Source organism: Pseudoalteromonas sp. SWYJZ19 (assembly GCF_015864375.1).
Taxonomy (GTDB): domain Bacteria; phylum Pseudomonadota; class Gammaproteobacteria; order Enterobacterales; family Alteromonadaceae; genus Pseudoalteromonas; species Pseudoalteromonas arctica.
In genome coordinates this window covers 363,192-384,718 of the sequence record NZ_JADYXI010000001.1, presented here as the reverse complement: position 1 = coordinate 384,718, position 21,527 = coordinate 363,192, and the positions used below count along the sequence as shown (strand labels likewise).

The following is a 21,527-nucleotide window of genomic DNA, read 5'->3' as shown; positions in this document are numbered from 1 at the left end:
AGTTTGAGTATGTGACACAAACCAAAGGTTTTTAGCTTAAGGTTACACAGATGTTTGATTTAAGCTTCAATTTTACAAAGGCTCAAAATAACCTTTTTATTAAAGGCTTATTTTTTTACTATAGTCATCGAGCAGCAAATTAATTTCGTTTACAGGCATAGGCTTTGAGAAGAGAAAACCTTGCAGGTAGTCTATATTTAATTTTTTACACAGCTGATGCTGGGTTTCAGTTTCGATTCCTTCAGCTACCACAGAAAAATCTAGTTTCTTCAGCATTAAAGATAAGCTCTCGATTATTTTTAATCGCTTATTATTTTCTCCACCTAACGATTGCATGCTTTTGTCTAATTTTACTATATCAATAGGGTAGGAAATAAGGTGAGATATGGATGAATAACCCATACCAAAATCGTCCAAAGCAATTCTAAACCCTTTATTAGACAAAGAAGTTAATATCTCAATCACTTCTTTACTGTTTTCCATAAAAGCTGTTTCTGTTATTTCGAGAATAATACTACTGGTTTTTAAATTGTATTTTTCGACCGTCTCTAATAGATACGTTTGTAAAACTTCTCTTTGCAGCTGTATCGGTGAAATATTAATAGATAGAGTTAACGGCGTTTGATAGTCTTTCTGCCACAAAGATAACTGCTTTAAAGCGCTCGCAATTATCCATTTTCCAAGGGGGGCTATTAATCGGCACTCTTCAGCAATAGGAATAAACTCATCGGGGGTATAATTAACGGTTGTATCTGGCCAACGGATCAGGGCTTCGACACCTGTCATTATTTGTGTTTTTGAACAATAAACAGGTTGATAAAATAGCCTAAAGTTTTTTTCCTCTATATGCTCTTTTATACTATTTTGAATATCTACCCGACGACTAAATTCATATTGATATTGCTCTTTGTAAAAGCTTATTCTACTTTTACCACTTTGCTTTGAGCGGTACATTGCAATATCAGCACATTTTAGCAGTTCATGAGATTCAGTAGCATCATTTGGGTATATGGCGCTTCCAATGCTAACACTGCAATTTAAAGTTCTACCTTCATGTAAAAAGGGTTTAGAAACTTCAGCTAAAATTCTATTTGCTATCATACCTATTTGATTAATGTTGCAAATCCCACCTATTATAACTGCAAATTCATCGCCTCCTAAGCGTGCAAATCCTTCGTTTTGCCTCAGGCAACTATGAATCCTTTCTACTGTTTGTATTAAAATTTCGTCGCCGACACTATGCCCAAGCGTATCATTAATATTTTTGAAGTTATCTAAATCTAAAGCAAGTAACGCCACGCAGTTTTTAGCACGTTTATTGTTAGCTATCATTACTTTTAGTATTTCTTCAAAATGATATCGATTAGACAAACCAGTAAGCTGATCCCTTTCTGCCATATGCTTTACAGCAAGATAACTGTTGTGCATACGTTGTTCTGCCTCGAAGCGTTTTTTGGCATATATAAGCGCTTTATTTAAACTATCCCTCGTTATATCACCTTTTGGTAAAAAGTCTTGAGCGCCGGCTTCTATACACTCAATAGCCAAAGCTGAGTTCTCTGAGGAACTAATCATGATAATTGCGGTGTTACCGAGTTTAGGCTTTGCACGCATTTCAATTAGCATTTCAATGCCATCTTCTTTAGGCATATTATAATCGAGTAGTATTATATCAAAGTGCGTGTCTTCAATGGCTTTCAAGCCCTCGGATACGCACGTTACCTCGGTAATGTCATGATGATGAGAGCCATCAGAAATAAGCATTTTTTTAATTAATTTGCGATCAACTAAGTCATCATCAACAATTAAAATATTCATAAGTTCCTTCTAAGAGCAGCATCTACATGATGCTCGTTTATAATTGATAATTTCATAGTTAAACTTTGGGCCAATAAATAGTGAATGTACTGCCAAGTTCCCCATCGGAGGCTACTTCAATTTTGCCCCCATAATTAATAATGAGCTTATTGGCAATACAGAGTCCAATGCCGCTCCCTTCAACATCATCTCGAGATTGCAATGTCTGAAATAACTTAAATATGAGTGAAAAATATTTAGGGTCAATTCCAGGGCCATTATCTGTTATCTCAATAATGTAATATTGATTAGAGGGGATAAGTGAAATATCGATAACCGGGTGCTCTTTATTGTTATGTTTTATTGCATTACTAATAAGATTTTGAAAAACAGTTTTAAAAGGAATCAGCGGTATATCGAGTACTTCGTTATTGGCGTGTATATCAACAGTGACAGTTTTTGGAACTTCTAAAATTTGTTCTATATCTTGGTAAATACTTTCTAAAGATATGCTTGCACGCGTTGAATCACAGCTATTTATTCTCGAGTAGCTTAGTAAATCTTCTAGCAGTACTTGCATTCTATTAGCCCGGCTGAGCACAAGCTGAAAGTTTTCTAGGTGCTCTTGAGGGAGTAAATCTTTACAGTCATCATAAATCCACTCTAATAAACGTTTTATAGCATTTAATGGTGACTTGAGATCGTGTGAAGCAATGCTGATAAATTCATCAAGTTCATCGCTCACTTTTTGTAATTTTTTAATTAGGCGATCTTTTTCAGTTTCGTCTTCTTTTTTTAGCTCACAAATTGTTGAGTGAAACTTAGCACTGTTTAATTTTTCTAATAATTCTTTTTGTTGGACTAACTGATTTACAAAGTTTTTTTGTAAACTATTTAAGATTAACTTTTCTTTTTCGGTAAGTCGCGAATTACTTGGTCGGTCAAATATAAACCACCCAAATTTAAGGTTTGAGGGCAAAATAATAGGTGATACCACTCTAAATATTTTAGGATCATGTTCGATAATCGATTCATTAAAAACGTCATCAGATAGTTGCTCTTTAGCGACTGTTATTTTTGAACCTGATTTATATAGCTCAACGGAACGTTCAGGGAGGTTAGCAACAATAGAAAATGCGGTGGCATCAAAAATAGTTAAAATTAGCTCAGCAAAGCTTTTTAAGCTTGTTTGAATACCATTATCAACAGGCGTAATTAATTGCTGTTCATCAATTAATGATACATCTGCGATATAACTCTCTACATTGGGCATTCAAAATCCTACAACACTATTAAATAAATACGCCTCAACAAAATGAGATGTAACAAATGATTAACTTATTGTAGTTGATTATTTTGGATGCGTTGAATAATTTGCATTATAAATTGACTCCACATAAGAGCCTTACCTTATTGTAGTCAGTAGGTTATAAATCTATTTTTAAATACAGAGAAGGCTTAAGCTAGGCGAGCAACTTATAACTGAGTAAATAAGCACTAAGCGGGGTGGTGTTCTTATCAAAACCAATAAGAACAGCACTTTTAATCGCTCATTTGTACTATTGTTTGCGCTACGCTAAATAAGGTTTTATGCGTATCCATTGCTTGTTTTTGTAGCTGTTTATGGGCTTGCTCTTCAGTGAGCTTTAACTGCTCAATAAGTATGTACTTGGCTTGGTGAATGACCTTTTGCTCACTAATTACTTTTTTAGCGTCAAGTAACGCTTGGTTTATTTGTTTTATATGTTGGCTTTGCTCAATAATTAAATCGTACATACTTTTATTAGTATTGAGCTTATCGGCCGCTATGTTTTGGCCTACTTCTGGCTTTGGTTGCTTAATGGCTAATTGGCCAAAAGAAGGCGCTATGTGCTGCTCTGCCATATTGTTAAGTACCTGCTTATTTGTATTTAAACTACGTTGAGCACAGGCTATTTGCATTGCTGCGGTATCAATTAATTGATCTGCTATATTTTGTTCAATTTTGTGCATTATATCTATGCGCGTAGTGGTTACTTCGTACCATACTTCGCTCAGTTGTGAGAGCGGTTGAGCATTCTCGTCATCGAGTTTTTGCAGTAAACTTCTAAGTTGCTCCACCTGATTATTAACCTGATGCGTTGTTAGTGTGGCAAAGCATTTTAAAAGGTGCTCATCGGCGTATTCATTAAAAAATTCAAAGCTGTGGTTTTGTTCTTGTACAAAGTGCGCGAGCTGCTGTTTTTGCTCAGTGGTAAATTTACTTGCTGCAAATGCTTGTGCACCACAGGCACGCTCTTGTCCTGCGTACTCTTTACCTTGCATAAAATTGAAAAATGCGACTAACAAACGCGTTATTTTAGGATCGCTTGCGCCATCTGCTGCCTCTAAAATAATATTGAGTAAACTAGCAATTAACTGCGTGAACGACTGCGTAGCATGTACTGCACTAATGTTTTGTTGTGCTATTTGCTTGCGCAATACCGGTAATGCATCGAGTGCTTGTAAGCTGTAGGTAATTAAATTAAATAACCGAGTATGGCCCGTATCGGCGTTGTCGTTTATAAATGTTTGTTTAAGAGAATCATAAAATGCAGTTTGTGCGCTGTTGCTTAAAGGGATTTGTTCTTGTAATTGGGTTTTAAATCGCTCTCGATTTGAGGCCAAAAATATATTACTCATTGCGCGTTCTTTTTGTAACTGATGTACAAAATCGCCTAACTTAGTGAGCGAGGAACAACTGTTTTGTAATTGCTTTAGCGCGTGTATTTCTTGATATTTAGCCGCTAATAAAAACTGTTTTGTGAGAGGATTGTTTGTCGCCATTGATATTATTCCACACTTTTTTGTTTTTAAAGTGCAACCACTGTTCCAATCATTAATAAATTTCATCATTGAATTTAAAATCAAGCTAATACAATTGCTTAAAGTGTTATTTTTGTTTGTCACTGTGTTTCTATAATTTAACTTACCATTACTTTTAACTTATTTGGTGCATTAAAGCATGTTATTGCACACAACTTGAACCTAAATTAAAAACAAAAAAAGCGCCTACTCCTGGGGAGGTAGTAAGCGCGAAAAGTGCATTATTCATTTTGTATCATGCGTTAACATTCATACTGTTTAATAACTCAGGGCTAATTGCCATTTTATGATTTATCACTTCACCAATCATAATTAGGGTAGGGCCTTGAAGGTTGTGTTTAGCATGCTCATTTACTATCAGTTCAAGCGTACTGGTAATTACCTTTTGCTTAGTAGTAGTGGCATTTTCGATTAGTGCAATGGGTGTATTACTTGGCCAGCCCACTGATTGTAAACCGTTGCTTAGCGTTTGTAAGCGCGAAAGCCCCATATAAACCACTAAAGTGGGGTTGTTGTTTCCAGGCATAAACGCGTAATTTTTCCAATGAGGCTGCTTGTTAGGATCGGCAAACTGCGCCGTTAAAAACGTAACACTGCGCGCTACGTCTCTTGCTGTAAGCGGAATACCCGTATAAGCGGAAGTAGCACAAGCCGTTGTAACACCTGGCACAATAGCAAAATTAATATTATGCTTGGTAAGTGCATCAGCTTCTTCGTTAATACGTGCAAATATACTCGGATCGCCGCCTTTTAAACGCACTACGTTTAAGCCCTGTTGCGCGTATTTAACCAGTAGTTCGCAAATGTTAGCTTGGGTCATCGAATGCTTACCCGCACGTTTACCTACAAATACACGCTGCGCTTTTTTAGGCAGTGTTTTTAATAAATCATCGCTTACTAACCAATCGTATAAAACAACATCGGCGGTATTAATTAAACGCTGCGCTTTTACCGTAATTAGCTCTGCGTCTCCTGGGCCGGCACCAATTATATAAACGTTGCCGCTTTTAGCACTGCGATCATTTGAGCTTGTTAGCTTAGTAACAAGCTTATTTAGCCACACGTTTTCAATACCCGAAAAATAAGACAGTACACTCATAATATTCCCCTAAGCCACAGCTGTTGTAACTTTTGGTTCAGAGCTTATAAATACACTGCGGTCTTCAATTTTTGCATTAAAAACCGGTAGGTGTATTGCTTCTGCTTCTAAGCATTCACCTGTTTCTAGGCAAAAGTGCTGCTTATATAAAGGCGATGCGACCACTAATTTATTATCGATAGAGCCAATAATGCCACGCGATAATACATTGGCTTTGCCAATAGGGTCGTAATTGCTAATAGCAAACACAGCCGTTGGATTTTGCGGAATATAAAAAATAGCCACTTGCTGATTATTAACTAATGCGCATACGCCGCTATTAGCCACTAGGTTGTCGATTGTTCCAATATTATGCCAAGACATCAGCTTGCTCCTCTTCAACTTCCATTACTGGAATACGGTTTTGTGTATTACGTTGCTCACGTTTTTCGACTTCTGTAGCAGGGCGAATTTGGTTACGCTCTTGCACAAACAAAATGTTGTCGTCGGTTTCGGGGCTATTAACAAACTGGCGGAATCGTTTGGCTGCATCTGGGCTTTCAATTGCTTTTTTCCACTCACATGCATAGGTTTGTGTAATTAATTCCATTTGCGCTTCTAGCTCGTCGCAAATGCCTAAGCTGTCGTCAATGACTACGCTTTTAAGGTAGTCTAAACCGCCTTCAAGATTTTCCATCCATACCGACGTACGTTGTAATTTGTCAGCTGTTTTAATGTAAAACATAATCACGCGGTCAATGTATTTAATCAGTGTTGGCGTGTCTAAATCGGTCGCAAATAAATCAGCATGGCGAGGGCGCATACCGCCATTACCACACACGTATAAGTTCCAGCCGTTTTCGGTAGCTATAATGCCAATATCTTTACTTTGTGCTTCGGCGCATTCGCGGGTACAACCCGATACCGCCATTTTAAATTTATGCGGTGCACGTAATCCTTTGTAGCGGTTTTCAATTTCGATTGCGTGTCCAACGCTGTCTTGCACACCATAACGACACCACGTACTACCCACACACGATTTAACTGTTCTAAGAGACTTACCATAAGCATGACCGGTCTCAAATCCGGCTTCTATAAGTCGCTCCCAAATAACAGGAAGTTCTTCTAAGCGCGCACCAAATAAATCAATACGCTGACCACCCGTGACTTTGCAGTACAGGTTAAAGTCTTTGGCTACTTGTCCTATTACAATGAGTTTGTCGGGGGTTATTTCGCCGCCAGCAATACGCGGTACCACAGAGTACGAACCATCTTTTTGCATATTTGCTAGGTACGTATCGTTAGTGTCTTGCAGGCCAACATGGGCGGGTTCTAAAATGAAGTCGTTCCATGTTGAGGCTAAAATAGAGCCAATGGCAGGTTTACATATTTCACAGCCATGACCGCTGCCGTGTTTAGTTAGTAAGTCATCAAAGCTTTTAATGCTTTCTACTTTAACCATATGCAGTAGTTCTTGGCGTGAATACGCAAAGTGCTCACATACATGGTTGTTAACTTCAACTCCACGGCTTGCTAATTCGTTATCAACAACTGACTTTAATAACGCGGCACAACCGCCACAGCCGCTTGCTGCTTTAGTACATGATTTTACCGAGGCTAAATCGCATGAGCCGCCATCAATGGCACCTACAATGTCGCCTTTACTTACATTGTGACACGAACAAATAGTGGCTGTGTCGGGTAGGGCGCTGCCCGATAACGACGGCGCACCACCGCTGTCTGGCAAAATTAAGCACTCAGGATTTTCGGGTAAGTCCATGTCGTTAAGCATGTACTGTAATAAAGTATCGTAATCGCTGGTGTCGCCAACAAGTACAGCGCCCAGTAATTTATCGCCTTTTTCACTTAGTATGATTTTTTTATAACAGCCGCGAATAGCGTCTTGGTATATAAGCTCTTTACAGTCTGGTGTTTTTGCGTGAGCGTCGCCAATTGAGCCTACTTCTACGCCTAATAACTTAAGTTTTGTGCTCATATCAGCACCTAAAAACTCAAGCTCGCCACCACTTAATTGGCTCGCTGCAACGCGTGCCATGTTGTAACCTGGTGCAACTAAGCCAAATAGCTTTTTGTCCCACAGAGCACATTCGCCAATGGCTAAAATATCAGGATCTGATGTTTGGCATTGGTTATTAATAATAATACCGCCGCGTTCACCCAGTTCTAAATCAGCAATTTTACCGAGTTGGTCGTACGGGCGAATACCGGCAGAGAACAAAATTAGGTCTGTTTCTAAAAATGTTTCGTCTGAAAAATTTAATCTAAAGCGGCTCGTTTCACCTTTTACTATTTCGCTGGTCGCTTTTGATGTATGTACTGTTACGCCAAGTTTTTCTATTTTATTTTTTAGTAGCGTACCGCCTTGTCCATCAAGCTGAACAGCCATAAGTTGCGGGGCAAATTCAACTACGTGGGTATCAAGCCCTAGTTGCTTAATCGCGTTTGCGGCTTCAAGCCCCAACAAACCACCACCAATAACAACACCGCTTTTACTTACTGCAGCACTGGCTTTTATTTGTTCTAAATCCTCTAATGTGCGATACACCAAGCAATGGGGTTGGTCGTTACCTTTTATAGGCGGCACAAACGGAAACGAACCGGTTGCAAGTATAAGTTTGTCGTACGGGTATTGTTCACCCGTTAGCGTGGTAACTACCTTTGCAGTTCTATCAATGCCTTCAACCCACTGGCTTGTATGCACATTAATATTGAGTGTTTTGTAGTTGTCGTGGGTGGTAAGTGCTAAATCGGCAGCTGTTTTGCCATCAAATACACTTGATAAGTACACGCGATCGTATGCAAGATTTGCTTCTCCGCAAAGTACAGTAATGTCTGCGTTGGCATCGCTTTGGCGCATTTGCTCAACAAAGTGGTGTCCGACCATACCATTACCAATAATGAGTATTTTTTGCGAGGTTTGCATAGGGCATTCCTTAAAGTGACGGTTTAAATACAATTAACAAAAAAGCCCGCCACAAATACGCATTATGCATAACTGTGTGCGGGCTTCTTTGCCGATGGTTGCTAATAGCTAGTGTGCTCACAACCTAAATTTTTGCCGTAAGTAAAACGGGCTTGTTAATAGGATGTTTGCAAAAACACAGCCAGCTTTTTAAGTTGTTGTTTAAATAGTGTTTAATGCGTTTTTAGAGTGAGGATGAAACCTGTTTTGTTATATGTTGGTGCGCGCTGGGCACTAAGAGGGTGCAAGTATTGTCATCTATTGTCATTATTTTGTGCATTATCAGTCAATAAAACACCCATTATCATTTATTGTGTATTGAGTTAAATTTAACCCATAAAATACGCACACGAATTACGAGTAAAATGACTAACACAAACTCAATAGATGCTTCACCTTTTCACGAAGGCGAGCTGGCAATACAAGACAAACTCGGTAAACGAGAAATAATGGCAACATTTGGCAAACGTGCTGTGCGCTCATTTATGCCAGAGCAGCATCAAGCATTTTTTGAGCAGTTACCGTTTGTGGTTGCAGGCAGTGTTGATGAAAATGCCGATGTTTGGGTATCTATTGTTTCAGGGCAGTCAGGCTTTTTAAGCGCCCCAACTTCCACGTCGTTATTAATGACCCACGCGGTTGATAAAAACGACCCCTTACATAACACGTTAAATATTGCCGGCTCGCCAATTGGTTTATTAGGCATTGAGCTAAGCACGCGTAGGCGTAACCGTTTAAATGTGCGTGTAGGTGAGGTAATTAGCGATAATAAGGTGAGTTTTAGTGTTGATCAATCCTTTGGTAATTGTCCGCAGTATATTCAAACGCGCGACTTAACGTTTAATAGAGATCCCTTACTTAAAAGTAATACGGTACAAAAAGTTGAATTTAATACACTTGATAACGCAGCAGTTGCGTTAATTGACACCACCGATACATTTTTTGTTTCAAGCTTTATAACTGCTAAAAACAATCCAAAAATTGAAGGGGTTGATGTTTCTCACCGTGGTGGGTTGCCGGGTTTTGTAAAGCGCGAAGGTAATACATTAACGATTCCTGACTACGCAGGTAACAATTTTTTTAATACCATGGGTAACTTTTTATTAAACCCAAAAGCAGGTTTGTTATTTCCTGATTTTGATACGGGTAATGTATTAATGCTTACCGGCAGCGTTGAAATTTTATGGGATGGGCACCCAGAGCTTAAAGGTTTTATTGGTGCAGATCGAGGCTGGAAATTTACCCTCACTAAAGGAATGTGGCTTAAAAATTTACTCCCGTTTAGTGCTAAATTTGATTCTTACTCACCTAACACTAAAATGACGGGTACGTGGCTTGAGGCTGATAAAAACAACCAAGCCGAAAAACTCAAACATACTTGGCAGCCTTTAAAAGTAACTAAAATAATTAAAGAGAGTGATGTAATTACCTCCTTTTATTTAGAAGGGCACAACAATACAACCTTGTTACCGTTTAAAGCTGGGCAGCACTTAACCGTACAAATACCAAGTAAAAATAGCGACAATAACAACAGTAATAGCAAACCTGTTACTAGAACCTACACCGTTTCATCAAGCCCGCATGAACTCTTTTATCGGTTATCGATTAAAAAAGAGCTCAGTGGCGAGGTGTCTAACTACTTTCATAATAACGTAAAAGTAGGCGACGTTATTTTAGCTAAATACCCACAAGGGCAGTTTTTTATTGACCCCACCAGTACCAAACCTGCGGTACTCATTGGTGGCGGAATAGGGATTACACCTATGATCTCAATGGCTAAACACATTGCCAATGAAGGGCTAAGAACCCGCTATACACGCCCTTTGCATATTTTTCACAGTGCTAAAAATAAACAACAGCGTGCGTTTTATAACGAGCTAAAAACACTTGCAAACACGAGTGGCGGCGCAATTGATTACTACTCACTTTTATCTCAGCCTGAGCTTGATGAAAAGCAAGACAATGGCTTTAACGTAAAAGATAAGAGCTTTAATTTAAAAGACGAAAGCTTTAATTTAAAAGGGCGCATAAATGCGGATGTGTTTAGATCTTATTTACCACTTGATGATTACGAATTCTTTTTATGCGGACCTGAAGCGTTTATGCAACACGTATATAACGAGTTATTAATGCTCGGTGTGCAGGATAAAAACATATTTGCAGAAGCATTTGGACCCTCCATTATTAAGCGCAAAGTGCTTAACACAAACGAAGCGCCTAATAAAAGCAAAGAGATTAGCGTTGAGGAAGCAGACAGCACCGTAATTAAATTTAGTAAATCGGGCTTTGAACAACGCTGGAACAAAGGCGACAACACTATACTTAATGTAGCCGAAGCTCATGGTTTAGAACCTGAGTTTGGTTGTCGAAACGGCAGCTGCGGCAGTTGCGCCGTAAGAATAAATGCAGGCGCTGTGGTTTATCGAAATAACGTGAGTTACCCAGTAGAGACAGGGCAGGCGCTAATTTGCTGCGCTGTACCCGCCAAAGATGTTGATGAGCTTGATTTAGAGCTATAAAGCTTACGGTACTTTAGTTTTGAGTCACCTTATCGTCATTACATGCGAGCTAATTTAGTAAATGTTTTTTTATGTGTTTTTAAAGCTAACTTAGCTTCAGATATTACAATTTGCTTACCTGCTTCACCCGATAAATCTAAAGTTTTAGTTGCTTTAATCTTAGGTCTATCAACGGATGAAACGCCGTAAGCTTCTACTTTTTTATTCATTACAACGACCTTTTGATAACGTATTAAGTTAAGTATACGTCTATATTATGAAAGAGAACATGGCGAGGTGGTAGAATAACTCCAACAGCTAAAATTAATTAAAAAATGAGCTTATGAAATAATCTCTAATTTTTAAACATGTAAATAGTACATTTGAAACTTATAAAAAAGCACGATGACTTGTTTTAAAACAGTAGTAAGCTTTTATCACTGGGCAAGTAAACCTACTTTTTTTTCAGGCATTGTGATACCGCCATACATTTCGCGAAGGTCTGAGTGCTCCCCCGTATTTATTCCTACCGCCAAATTTTAGATATCTTCTAACTGCTCTACCAGAAAGAATTCCCCTTATTTTCACATTAAATTTCTCACAGTATTATTCGCATAGATATGTATCAACTAATTCAATTAATAGTTGTCTGCCAGTCAAAATATCGGCCTATTTACTTACACTAAATTTCAGATTTCACTTTAACAAAAACAAAAAAAGAGGCTTAATAGCCTCTTATAAAACACTCTTAAATACTTGAACGACTAAGCCAGCAAACCTGCTTTTGTTTCAGGCATTGCTATAAAACCATCAAGTTTACGAATGTTGCTTAACCATCTTAAAATATTAGGGTATTCACTAAGAGATACGCCGCCCTCTGGTGCGTGTGCTATGTACGAAAAGTTGGCAATGTCGGCAATAGTTGGCTGAGTGCCTACTAAGTATTCGCGGTTTTGTAAGTACGCATCCATGGTTTTAAATAATGTGTGGGCGATGTTTATCGCGTTTTGATGATCAAGCTGCGCGCCAAATACTGTTACTAAACGCGCTGCAGCAGGGCCTGAAGCCACAAGCCCCGCAGCAACACTCAACCAGCGTTGAATGTGCGCTTGAACCGTAACATTTTCAGGGTACCAGGTTCTGTTAGCATCAAATTTTTGTGCCAAGTACACTAAAATAGCGTTTGAATCGTTAATAACGTCATCGTTATTTTTGAGTACCGGTACTTGTCCAAAAATATTCATTTTTAGAAAGTCAGCTTGCTTTTGTGCGCCGTTTTGCAGTGCCACATCAACCATATTTACATCAAGCTTTAAAAGCGATGTAAATAGCTCTGCGCGGTGTGAATGACCAGATAAAGTAAAACGGTATAGCGTTAGTTTGCTCATGGGTTGTCCTGTTTTTAATTTTGAATAGTGATTTTTAGTAACGCTATTCTTTCACTATTGTCAGTTTTGAAAAACCGAGCTAGCAAGGAATTAATGTCAATGCTATATTGACAATCATGGATACTATTATTGGCATTAAAACAATCATCGCGGTTGTTGAAACAGGCTCTTTTACAGCCGCAGGCGACAGACTAGGGCTTTCAAAGGCGCTGGTTAGTAAATACGTGGGCATTGTAGAGCAAGACTTAGGGGTTAGATTATTTAACCGCTCCACGCGTAGAATTTCGATTACCGAAGCGGGGCAAAGTTATTACGCAAGCGTAGTGCCCGTTATTGAAAGCTACAGCGAAATGCTCGATAACTTATCGGGTCAAACAGCGCTTGCCAGCGGAAAGCTTAGGGTGAGTGCGCCGGTGTCGTTTGGTGAATCAAACCTTGCGCCGTTAATGCCTGAGTTACTGAGCCGATACCCTGATTTAAGTATTGATTTAGTGCTTTCTGACAAAACAATTGATTTGCTAGAAGAGGGTGTTGATTTAGCAATAAGAATTGGCAGTGTGTCTGACTCTAATTTAATCGCGAGGCAAATTACCAGTTACCCTTTAATTTTATGTGCATCAGCCGAATACATTCAGCGTTTTGGCGCACCTACAAGTGTTGGCGAGCTTGAGCAACACGCCACAGTGATTGATAGCAACTTTAAAATAGGTCGCCATTGGCCTCTAGTTTCACCAAGTGGTGAGGCATTAACGGCAAGCGTAAACTCGCGTGTTTCGGTTAATAATCCACAAGCTGTAAAAGAGGTGGTTGTAGCGGGTGGCGGTATTGGCTTAATCCCTGAAATAGTGGTGAGAGACGATATTGCATCGGGTAAGCTTGTGCAGGTTATGCGGGATTATAAAACATTTGAGTTTGGTTTATTTGCTATTTATCCGCATAGAAAATTTGTGGCTCAAAAGGTGACGTCGTTTATTCAGTTTTTATTCGAAAAGTTTGAAGTTAAAAAATAAAGCGACTCTCAACCTTACTTTAAAGCTAAAATTAAAGTTAAAACCTAAGCTTAGCCAAAAACAAAAAGCCTAAAATCAGTTAAGTGATTTTAGGCTTTTTGGTGTGGGCTATTAAATTTATTCTTAAATAACTACTTATTTTAAAATAACCACTTACTTAAAAGCGACATTTACTTCAAAATAACCACCGGCACATCGCTGTTTTCGAGCATTTTAATGGTGTTGCTGCCTACAAAAAACTGCCTTAGCTTAGAGTGCCCAAACGCACCCATTACAATTAGTTCTACATTATTTTGCTCTTTGTATTGCATTAACGAGTTAAAAATATTGCCCTCTAAAAAGCTTGCTGACACTTTAAAACCCATACTGGTGAGTTTGTATTGCGCGTTAATAAACTTTTCTTCAAGGTCTTCTTCGTTGTTTTTAATACTCACTAAATGACAATGTAAGCCGTGTAATAAACCGCCATCAATTACTTGTTGTAGCGCTTTATCGGCTGTTTCGCGGCCATCGTACGCAATCATAAATGACGTAGGTTGTTTAAACGTTTCAGGAACAAGCAAGATAGGCTGGGTTGCATTGCGTATTAGGGTTTCTATATGCGAGCCAAGTACCGCTAAGCTATTACTATGTCCAGTACCATTTTGTCCAATAACAATAAGGCGAGTGTCGTCTTTAAAGTCGATAACGGTATCGAGCAAATCACCGTGGCGCTTAATTAACTCAAAATTAGTAATGCCTGCCGATTTAGCATGCTCACTTACTGAGTTTAATAATTCGTCAGCCATTTTTAAACTTACTTTGCAGCGCTGCTCGTCAAGGGCTACCATTTCACTAAGCAGCGAAGAATGCGCGCCAATCCCAATGCTGCCAGAGTAGTTGCCGATATTAGTTTGCTGGGCTTTTTCAAGCGTATGCACAAAACTAATGGGTTTATTTAGCTTTTTTGAAGCCCAAATAGCGGCTTCGGTTACATTTTTAGTGATGGCTGAGCCATCAACACAGGTAATTATTTTAGTCATTACATTCTCCTTAATGTCCGCCAAGTAGTTTTTCGACTTCTTCAGGGTTATTGTGCACACCAAACTTATCAACAACGGTTTCGGTTGCGCTATTCATACCAATAACATCAACTGTTGCGCCTTCACGCCTAAATTTAATAACCACCTTGTCGAGTGACGATACACCTGTTATATCCCAAAAGTGGGCATGGGTTAAATCTATTACTACATTAGCAACCGCATTTTTAAAATCGAACGACGCTATAAATTGCTCAGCGGAGGCAAAAAACACTTGGCCAACAACTTCATAAGTTATTTGGTCGTTGATTTCATCATGATTGGCTTTAACCACCATAAAGCGGCCGATTTTATTGGCAAAAAACAACGTTGCTAACAATACGCCAACTAAAACACCAATAGCTAGGTTATGCGTAGCAACCACCACAATAACGGTGGAAATCATTACTACATTTGATGAAAGCGGGTTCTTTTTTAAATCCTTAACTGATGCCCACGAAAACGTACCAATCGATACCATAATCATTACAGCAACCAATGCAGCCATAGGAATTAACCGTAGCCATTCATCTAAAAACACCACCATGATGATTAAAAACAAACCGGCAATAAACGTTGAGAGCCGACCACGACCGCCCGATTTAACGTTAATGATAGACTGCCCAATCATGGCGCAACCCGCCATACCACCAAATAAGCCTGCACCAATATTGGCAATACCTTGACCTTTACACTCTTTATTACGATCGCTTGTTGTATCGGTTAAGTCATCAACAATAGTGGCGGTCATCATTGACTCAAGTAAGCCCACAACAGCAAGACCAATAGAGTAGGGTAAAACAATTTGCAGTGTTTCGAGTGTTAGTGGTACATCAGGCCATAAAAATATAGGTAGAGTATCTGGCAATTCACCCATGTCGCCAACGGTTCTTATATCAAGCCCTAAAAACAGTGAAACAAGCGTAATAACAACAATACACACCAAAGGAGAGGGAAGGATTTTGCCAATGGTTGGAATATACGGAAATAAGTAAATAATACCCAAGCCCGCCGCGGTCATCGCATAAACATGCCAGGTAACATTAGTCAGCTCAGGTAACTGCGCCATAAATATTAAAATTGCCAGTGCGTTTACAAACCCAGTAACAACAGAGCGTGATACAAACCGCATTAACTCACCGAGCTTTAAAAACCCTGCAAATATTTGTATTACGCCGGTAAGTAAGGTGGCAACCAGTAAATATTCAAGACCGTAGTCTTTAACTAGCGTGACCATTAGCAGTGCCATTGCACCGGTAGCCGCCGAGATCATACCTGGGCGTCCGCCTACAAAGGCAATAATAACCGCGATACAAAATGAGGCGTACAAACCTACCTTTGGATCAACACCCGCAATAATAGAAAAGGCAATAGCTTCCGGTATTAGGGCAAGTGCCACAACAATACCAGCAAGCACATCACCACGAACATTAGAGAGCCAATCTCTTTTTACGTGATCAAACATGTAAGTAACCTAATTAGTTAGTTTCCCAAAGTATAGGGGAATATTTTATTTTAATAACAGTGATTCTCGCGCAGGCGGCGATTAAGGTTGCACGCAACGTGCTGATGAAAAAGGGAGTGGTTGCTTAGGGCGGCGTAAGTTTCAAAAAAGAAAGACTCCTATAGTTGATTCAATTGATTAATTTACTTCCTGACAGAACAAAAAATAACATAAGGGTAGGTTTGTTTCTAGTAGATCGTAATTTTAACCACAAGCTAAATTTACTGCGCCAGACTTATATAGTTACAAATTTAAGATTTATTAATAGTGATCTATCAGATAAATTACCTCACTAAATAGGTGAAAGGCATTAAATGCCGCTTAAAAAATCTTAATGTAGGGAAACTTAATGCACAAAAAATTGTCTTTTAGTAATGGAGAAATTAGTGACAACTACGCCAGTATTTTAGTTGGTCATTCTGATTATAACCAGGTAACCACTTTGCTTGAATACAAAGGCTACAAACTTATTGTTGAGTCGTGCCTTGATATTTCACTGCCAGACGAAACAACGCTTACAGGGCCCGAAATATTAAAGCTCGTTGATGATAAAACGCTTACATTAGCGGAGCTTGTTGCATTTTTACGCGGGGAGCAGTCTGAAAAAACAGACGATCTGTATGAGTTTGAATCAAATGCGTGGTTTGAATGGCGAAGTGAGTATGGTGATTGGTCAAGCGATTCGTTTGACACTATGTATGAATCACTAGATGATAATATTAAACAACTTACCGCTTTTCTCAACGAAGATGGGGTTGAGATAGAGCGCATTGATTAGCCGTTATATATTTTAAAAAGGAATCGTTTTGGCAATACTCGTTATAGGTAGTAATACAAATATTACTCAACCAAGCTTTACAATAGAACATACTATGACTGATTCAATAGACGTTTCAGTTTTTTGCCTGGGTGAAAATGGCAAAGTACACAATGACAATGGTATGGTTTTTTACGGCGCTCCAAAAAGTGCATGTGGTACTGTTACTTTACAATCAAAAGAAATTTTAATAAATCTTGATAATGTACCCTCTAATATTGAAAAGTTCGCTATTGCAGCCACTATGGATAACGGTACTTTTGCAACCCATCCAGCTATTTCCTTTACCAGTTCTGATTTTGAATGCCAGTTAGATACTAATGGACGTACTGAGTCTGCACTTATTTTATTAGAAGTTTATAAACGTAATAATAGCTGGAAAATTAAGTTTGTTGGTCAAGGATTTAACGGCGGTTTAAAACCATTAGCCGAGCATTATGGCGTTGATATAGCGGATGAACCTGTAGTTGAACCTTCACCTCCTAAGGCAGCACCTGTACCAAAAATTAATTTGAGCAAAATTAATTTAACTAAAAGCTCTCCTAAAGTTGATCTTACTAAAAAGGCTGGCTTATTAGGCTTAATAAAAGTTAATTTAAACTGGGAAAAAGGCAAAAGCGGGTTTTTTAGTTCAGGAATAGACCTCGACCTTGGTGCATACATAGAGCTTAAAAACGGTGAAAAGAGCATAATTCAAGCTTTAGGAAACCGCTTTGAATATAGCCCTTATATTAAGTTATTAGCAGATGACAGAACAGGTGATAGCTCAAACGGTGAGTGGATACATATAGATGGGAATAATATTAATAACGTAAAGCGTATTATTGTTTTTTCATTCATTTATTCAGGCAGTCCAAACTGGGATAAAGCAAAGGCAGTAGTAACGTTGCATGTGCCAGACATGCCACCTATCGAAACCCAACTAAACGAAACGTCAAGTAATACCGGTTTTTGCGCTATTGCAGAGCTAACCGTTGAAAATAATATAGTGGCAGTAGAAAGGCTGAATCGTTTTTTCAAAGGTCATGCTGACTGTGATAAAGCATACGGATGGGGTTTTAAATGGAGCGCTGGGAGTAAATAACAAACTATAAAGTTAACTAAGTTTAAAGTTACAAGTTGATATTGAATTTAAGTCGTTTTATGAGCAAAAAATTGATAATTTTAGTTTTATTTTAGTACTTGCTAACTATATTTATATTGCATAAATATAGTAAAAAAATGAGAGCAAAAAAGTCTTATTGTTTGCTCTTGTTTAGATAGTTCATTATGGTATTATTTTTTTAAGTCGATACATTAAATCTGTATCGTAAGTGTTTTATTTTATTCGTTTACATAAATTATAAAGGAGTTTTAAAATGGCAGTATCTTTACAAAAAGGTGGTAATGTTTCTTTAGAGAAAGTTGCTCCAGGGATGACAAATTGTTTATTAGGTTTAGGTTGGGATTCTCGTGCTACAGACGGCGCTGATTTTGACTTGGATGCATCAGTATTTATGCTTAATGCAGAAGGCAAAGTAAAAGCTGATAACGGTTTTATCTTTTTCAATAACTTAGTTTCTGAGTGTAAATCAGTAGAGCACACTGGTGATAACTTAACAGGTGAAGGCGAAGGCGATGATGAATCAGTCAAAGTTAGCCTTAAAGATATCCCTGCAGATATTACTAAAATTGTAGTTGCTGTAACTATTCATGATGCAGAAACAAGAAAACAAAACTTTGGTCAAGTATCAAACGCATTTATCCGCATTGTTAATGCTTCATCAAATGAAGAAGTTGCACGTTATGACCTATCTGAAGATTACTCAATTGAAACAGCATTGATCTTCGGTGAGCTATACCGTCATAACAGCGAGTGGAAATTTAAAGCGATTGGTCAAGGTTTTGAAGGTGGTCTTGCACCTTTAGCTCGCCAATACGGCGTATCGGTTTAATACCACACCAGATTAGTTAACTAATAAATCAGTTGAAATTAATTATAGTTTCAGCTGATTTTTTTTAATATAAAGGATTTAAAATGGCAATTTCATTACAAAAAGGTCAGAAAATCAGCCTTGAAAAGTCTAACGGTTCTACTTTAACAAATATTTGTGTAGGCGTTAACTGGGGAGCTATTGAGAAAAAAGGCTTCTTTGGTAAAAAGATGGTTGCAGTAGATTTAGACGCAAGTTGTGCAGTTTTTGATGCTAATAAACAGTTGTTAGACATTGTATACTTTGGAAAACTAGCTTCAACGGGTATTCAGCATTCGGGCGACGACTTAACCGGTGATACTGATGGTGATGACGGACTAGACAACGAAGTAATTAACGTTAACTTAAGCCAATTACCAGCTGCAGCAGAACAAATTGTATTCGTACTTAATTCGTTCAGTGGCGATGATTTTAAAACAATTCCTTTTGCATCAATTCGTTTATACGAAGGTACGCCTAGTCGTGTTGATTCAATTCACGCTGTGTACGATATAGCGAATGACCCTAAATTTGCGGGTTCTGTTTCTATGATTTTAGGTAAATTGTATAAGCATAATGGTAACTGGAAATTTTCTGCAATTGGTGAAACAACAAGCGATAAAAAGCTTGAGCAAACGATCAAAACGGCTGAAAGTAGTTACCTGTAAAGTATTTATAGGTATTAAAGGAGTCATTAATGGCTATATCCTTACAAAAAGGTGCAAATGTTTCTCTTGAAAAAATAGCACCTGGTATCAGTAAATGTTTAGTAGGGCTTGGCTGGGATTCTCGTTCATCAGATGGTGCTGATTTTGATTTAGACGCATCAGCGTTTATGTTAAATGAAAGTGGAAAAATTATATCTGATCAACACTTCATTTTTTATGGTGCGTTAACTTCACCTTGCTTATCAATTGAGCATACCGGAGATAACTTAACTGGAGAAGGTGAGGGAGATGATGAGTCGATAAAAATTGATTTAGCGGCCGTTCCTAGTAACGTTCATAAAATTATTATTGGTGTGACCATTCATGATGCAAATGCCCGTTCTCAAAACTTTGGGCAAGTGTCGAATGCGTTTATACGCGTAGTTAATGAAAAGTCAGGTGAAGAAATAATTCGTTATGACTTATCAGAAGATTACTCAACTGAAACAGCCATCATTTTTGGTGAGCTTTACAGACATAATAATGAATGGAAGTTTAGAGCGGTTGGTCAAGGGTATGCAGGTGGTCTGCATGCTATGGCTGTTAATTATGGCGTTAATATTGCCTAGTCGGAGAAAGACGTGTTAGATACAATATTACCATTTATATATATTATTTTGTCGTGTTACTTACTTAAGTTTGCATGTGACACATTTGAGCAGGCAGCAGGGTATTTAGGTCGCAATTTCCCACCAGGGGTTAAAGGCGCGACAGTGAATGCTATTGGTTCTAGCATGCCAGAAATGTGTGTTGTAATTGCTTGTTTATTTTGGTTTAACGACCCATCTTTGGTTATGGTTGCGTTAGGTGTTACAGCGGGCTCTGCTATTTTTAATGGCTGTGTTATACCTGCTTTGTCTATCATTATGGCTAAAGATGGAAATGGTAAATCGGTAGAGCATATTGAACTTAATAAACATGTACTTTTACGTGATGTTTTTTGGGTTTTAACTGCTGAAATAGCATTAATTGTGTGCCTTGGTTTTAATAGCTTTACAATTTGGATGGCCGTTATATTAAATGTAATTTATTTTTTATATGCAGTTCATTTATATTTTGATGCTAAAAATCACGAAGGTGGCGACGATGATGATGAATATGAGTATGAAGAGATAGAAGACAAAGGGTTTATAGCAAATATATTTACCTTTAACTTTAATGCAATCTTTTTCTCTAATCGCGCATTTTCTGCAACCAGTGCAGTAATTGTTTTATCATTAGCTATTGCGGTTATTTCTGGTGCTTCACACATACTTGTTGAAGGTGTTTTAGGCAGCGCAACAGTATTAGGTGTACCTCAATTTTTTGCTGGTTTAGTTTTTGGTGCTGCGGCTTCATCTGTACCTGACTTAATTTTATCAGTTAAAGATGCTCAAAAAGGTGAATACGAAGATGCAGTTGCTAATCCACTAGCATCTAACACTTTTGACACGACCATTGCATTTGCATTACCGCTATTAGCTTGGTTTATAATTAATGGTGTTGATTCATTACCGCTTGTGCAAGATGATAATTTAACAATATTACGTTGGTCTATTGTTGGCGTTACAGCGGCAGTGGCTGCAAGTTTATTATTTAATTATAAAAGAGTAACTAAAAAGATAGCTTACTTTTTACTTGCTATGTTTGCCGTTTGGGCAGCAAGCATGTATTTCGTTATTCAATAACGATTAAATAATAACTAAACAGTGATTTAATCAACCTCATACCAAAGAGTATAAAGTAGATATAAATAAAAAAATGGGCTTATATTTTAAGCCCATTTATAATTTTGACATATGCGGTTTAGCATTTAGCAAAATTACACATTGTTACTTGAGTGTTTAAAATAGACTCTAAAAAACACAATCAACGTGCATATTAATAAAACTTACACACTAGCTTAAACACA

The 21,527-nt window shown here is 38.1% G+C and carries 18 protein-coding genes; 8 read left to right on the top strand and 10 right to left on the bottom strand.

The window, feature by feature from the left end; all coding sequences use genetic code 11:
• Nucleotides 1–99 precede the first annotated feature (99 nt).
• From I6F45_RS01660 to nirB, 6 genes are all read right to left on the bottom strand, one after another.
• Nucleotides 100–1,818 carry a two-component system response regulator gene (locus I6F45_RS01660; protein WP_007585212.1) on the bottom strand — a complete coding sequence of 573 codons (1,719 nt, stop codon included), beginning with the start codon at nucleotides 1,816–1,818 and terminating at the stop codon, nucleotides 100–102.
• Nucleotides 1,819–1,876: 58 nt separating this feature from the next.
• On the bottom strand, nucleotides 1,877–3,070 hold the full coding sequence (locus I6F45_RS01655; protein WP_197159519.1) for a sensor histidine kinase: 1,194 nt from the start codon (nucleotides 3,068–3,070) through the stop codon (nucleotides 1,877–1,879).
• Nucleotides 3,071–3,339: 269 nt separating this feature from the next.
• Complete coding sequence (locus I6F45_RS01650; RefSeq protein ID WP_165741033.1) at nucleotides 3,340–4,602, bottom strand: nitrate- and nitrite sensing domain-containing protein; 1,263 nt, start codon at nucleotides 4,600–4,602, stop codon at nucleotides 3,340–3,342.
• Between the two features lie 274 nt (nucleotides 4,603–4,876).
• On the bottom strand, nucleotides 4,877–5,740 hold the full coding sequence (gene cobA / locus I6F45_RS01645) for a uroporphyrinogen-III C-methyltransferase (RefSeq protein WP_165741034.1): 864 nt from the start codon (nucleotides 5,738–5,740) through the stop codon (nucleotides 4,877–4,879).
• Between the two features lie 9 nt (nucleotides 5,741–5,749).
• Nucleotides 5,750–6,103 carry a nitrite reductase small subunit NirD gene (nirD, locus tag I6F45_RS01640; protein ID WP_165741035.1) on the bottom strand — a complete coding sequence of 118 codons (354 nt, stop codon included), beginning with the start codon at nucleotides 6,101–6,103 and terminating at the stop codon, nucleotides 5,750–5,752.
• Entirely contained in the window at nucleotides 6,090–8,663 is a 2,574-nt protein-coding gene (gene nirB / locus I6F45_RS01635) for a nitrite reductase large subunit NirB (RefSeq protein ID WP_197159518.1), read from the bottom strand. The genes nirD and nirB overlap by 14 nt, the downstream gene beginning before the upstream one ends.
• Nucleotides 8,664–9,067: 404 nt before the next feature.
• On the opposite strand from nirB, the gene I6F45_RS01630 reads away from it, so the two are divergent.
• Nucleotides 9,068–11,221, top strand: a complete 2,154-nt coding sequence (locus I6F45_RS01630) for a 2Fe-2S iron-sulfur cluster-binding protein (RefSeq protein WP_197159517.1) — start codon at nucleotides 9,068–9,070, stop codon at nucleotides 11,219–11,221.
• A 38-nt stretch (nucleotides 11,222–11,259) separates the two neighbouring features.
• On the opposite strand, the gene I6F45_RS01625 is transcribed toward I6F45_RS01630, so the two are convergent.
• On the bottom strand, nucleotides 11,260–11,430 hold the full coding sequence (locus tag I6F45_RS01625) for an acetyltransferase (protein WP_165727793.1): 171 nt from the start codon (nucleotides 11,428–11,430) through the stop codon (nucleotides 11,260–11,262).
• Between the two features lie 534 nt (nucleotides 11,431–11,964).
• Nucleotides 11,965–12,588, bottom strand: coding sequence for a glutathione S-transferase (locus I6F45_RS01620; RefSeq protein ID WP_197159516.1), 624 nt, complete (start codon nucleotides 12,586–12,588; stop codon nucleotides 11,965–11,967).
• A gap of 116 nt (nucleotides 12,589–12,704) precedes the next feature.
• Here I6F45_RS01620 and I6F45_RS01615 point away from each other — a divergent pair, with 116 nt between their 5' ends.
• The gene (locus tag I6F45_RS01615) at nucleotides 12,705–13,598 is read left to right on the top strand and encodes a LysR family transcriptional regulator (protein WP_197159515.1); all 894 of its coding nucleotides are present in this window, start codon (nucleotides 12,705–12,707) and stop codon (nucleotides 13,596–13,598) included.
• Between the two features lie 170 nt (nucleotides 13,599–13,768).
• Here the strand turns inward: I6F45_RS01615 and I6F45_RS01610 are convergent, their stop codons facing one another.
• Nucleotides 13,769–14,620, bottom strand: a complete 852-nt coding sequence (locus I6F45_RS01610; protein ID WP_197159514.1) for a universal stress protein — start codon at nucleotides 14,618–14,620, stop codon at nucleotides 13,769–13,771.
• 10 nt (nucleotides 14,621–14,630) lie between these two features.
• The gene (locus I6F45_RS01605) at nucleotides 14,631–16,121 is read right to left on the bottom strand and encodes a SulP family inorganic anion transporter (RefSeq protein ID WP_197159513.1); all 1,491 of its coding nucleotides are present in this window, start codon (nucleotides 16,119–16,121) and stop codon (nucleotides 14,631–14,633) included.
• A gap of 388 nt (nucleotides 16,122–16,509) precedes the next feature.
• Here I6F45_RS01605 and I6F45_RS01600 point away from each other — a divergent pair, with 388 nt between their 5' ends.
• The 6 genes from I6F45_RS01600 (at nucleotide 16,510) to I6F45_RS01575 (ending at nucleotide 21,303) form a co-directional block, all read left to right on the top strand.
• Nucleotides 16,510–16,938, top strand: a complete 429-nt coding sequence (locus tag I6F45_RS01600; protein WP_197159512.1) for a hypothetical protein — start codon at nucleotides 16,510–16,512, stop codon at nucleotides 16,936–16,938.
• Nucleotides 16,939–16,966: 28 nt separating this feature from the next.
• Nucleotides 16,967–18,061 carry a TerD family protein gene (locus tag I6F45_RS01595; protein WP_197159511.1) on the top strand — a complete coding sequence of 365 codons (1,095 nt, stop codon included), beginning with the start codon at nucleotides 16,967–16,969 and terminating at the stop codon, nucleotides 18,059–18,061.
• A 274-nt stretch (nucleotides 18,062–18,335) separates the two neighbouring features.
• A complete protein-coding gene (locus tag I6F45_RS01590) occupies nucleotides 18,336–18,911 on the top strand; it encodes a TerD family protein (protein ID WP_197159510.1) in 576 nt (191 codons plus the stop codon).
• Between the two features lie 83 nt (nucleotides 18,912–18,994).
• Complete coding sequence (locus I6F45_RS01585; RefSeq protein WP_197159509.1) at nucleotides 18,995–19,597, top strand: TerD family protein; 603 nt, start codon at nucleotides 18,995–18,997, stop codon at nucleotides 19,595–19,597.
• Between the two features lie 29 nt (nucleotides 19,598–19,626).
• On the top strand, nucleotides 19,627–20,205 hold the full coding sequence (locus I6F45_RS01580; protein WP_197159508.1) for a TerD family protein: 579 nt from the start codon (nucleotides 19,627–19,629) through the stop codon (nucleotides 20,203–20,205).
• A 12-nt stretch (nucleotides 20,206–20,217) separates the two neighbouring features.
• Nucleotides 20,218–21,303: a sodium:calcium antiporter gene (locus tag I6F45_RS01575; RefSeq protein ID WP_197159507.1), complete on the top strand. Its 1,086-nt coding sequence runs from the start codon at nucleotides 20,218–20,220 to the stop codon at nucleotides 21,301–21,303.
• The last annotated feature ends 224 nt before the right edge of the window (nucleotides 21,304–21,527 follow it).

Coding starts and splice junctions, on each gene's coding strand:
- I6F45_RS01660 (WP_007585212.1), bottom strand. CDS start 1,818: ATGAATATTTTAATTGTTGATGATGACTTAGTTGATCGCAAATTAATT.
- I6F45_RS01655 (WP_197159519.1), bottom strand. CDS start 3,070: ATGCCCAATGTAGAGAGTTATATCGCAGATGTATCATTAATTGATGAA.
- I6F45_RS01650 (WP_165741033.1), bottom strand. CDS start 4,602: ATGGCGACAAACAATCCTCTCACAAAACAGTTTTTATTAGCGGCTAAA.
- cobA (WP_165741034.1), bottom strand. CDS start 5,740: ATGAGTGTACTGTCTTATTTTTCGGGTATTGAAAACGTGTGGCTAAAT.
- nirD (WP_165741035.1), bottom strand. CDS start 6,103: ATGTCTTGGCATAATATTGGAACAATCGACAACCTAGTGGCTAATAGC.
- nirB (WP_197159518.1), bottom strand. CDS start 8,663: ATGCAAACCTCGCAAAAAATACTCATTATTGGTAATGGTATGGTCGGA.
- I6F45_RS01630 (WP_197159517.1), top strand. CDS start 9,068: ATGACTAACACAAACTCAATAGATGCTTCACCTTTTCACGAAGGCGAG.
- I6F45_RS01625 (WP_165727793.1), bottom strand. CDS start 11,430: ATGAATAAAAAAGTAGAAGCTTACGGCGTTTCATCCGTTGATAGACCT.
- I6F45_RS01620 (WP_197159516.1), bottom strand. CDS start 12,588: ATGAGCAAACTAACGCTATACCGTTTTACTTTATCTGGTCATTCACAC.
- I6F45_RS01615 (WP_197159515.1), top strand. CDS start 12,705: ATGGATACTATTATTGGCATTAAAACAATCATCGCGGTTGTTGAAACA.
- I6F45_RS01610 (WP_197159514.1), bottom strand. CDS start 14,620: ATGACTAAAATAATTACCTGTGTTGATGGCTCAGCCATCACTAAAAAT.
- I6F45_RS01605 (WP_197159513.1), bottom strand. CDS start 16,121: ATGTTTGATCACGTAAAAAGAGATTGGCTCTCTAATGTTCGTGGTGAT.
- I6F45_RS01600 (WP_197159512.1), top strand. CDS start 16,510: ATGCACAAAAAATTGTCTTTTAGTAATGGAGAAATTAGTGACAACTAC.
- I6F45_RS01590 (WP_197159510.1), top strand. CDS start 18,336: ATGGCAGTATCTTTACAAAAAGGTGGTAATGTTTCTTTAGAGAAAGTT.
- I6F45_RS01585 (WP_197159509.1), top strand. CDS start 18,995: ATGGCAATTTCATTACAAAAAGGTCAGAAAATCAGCCTTGAAAAGTCT.
- I6F45_RS01580 (WP_197159508.1), top strand. CDS start 19,627: ATGGCTATATCCTTACAAAAAGGTGCAAATGTTTCTCTTGAAAAAATA.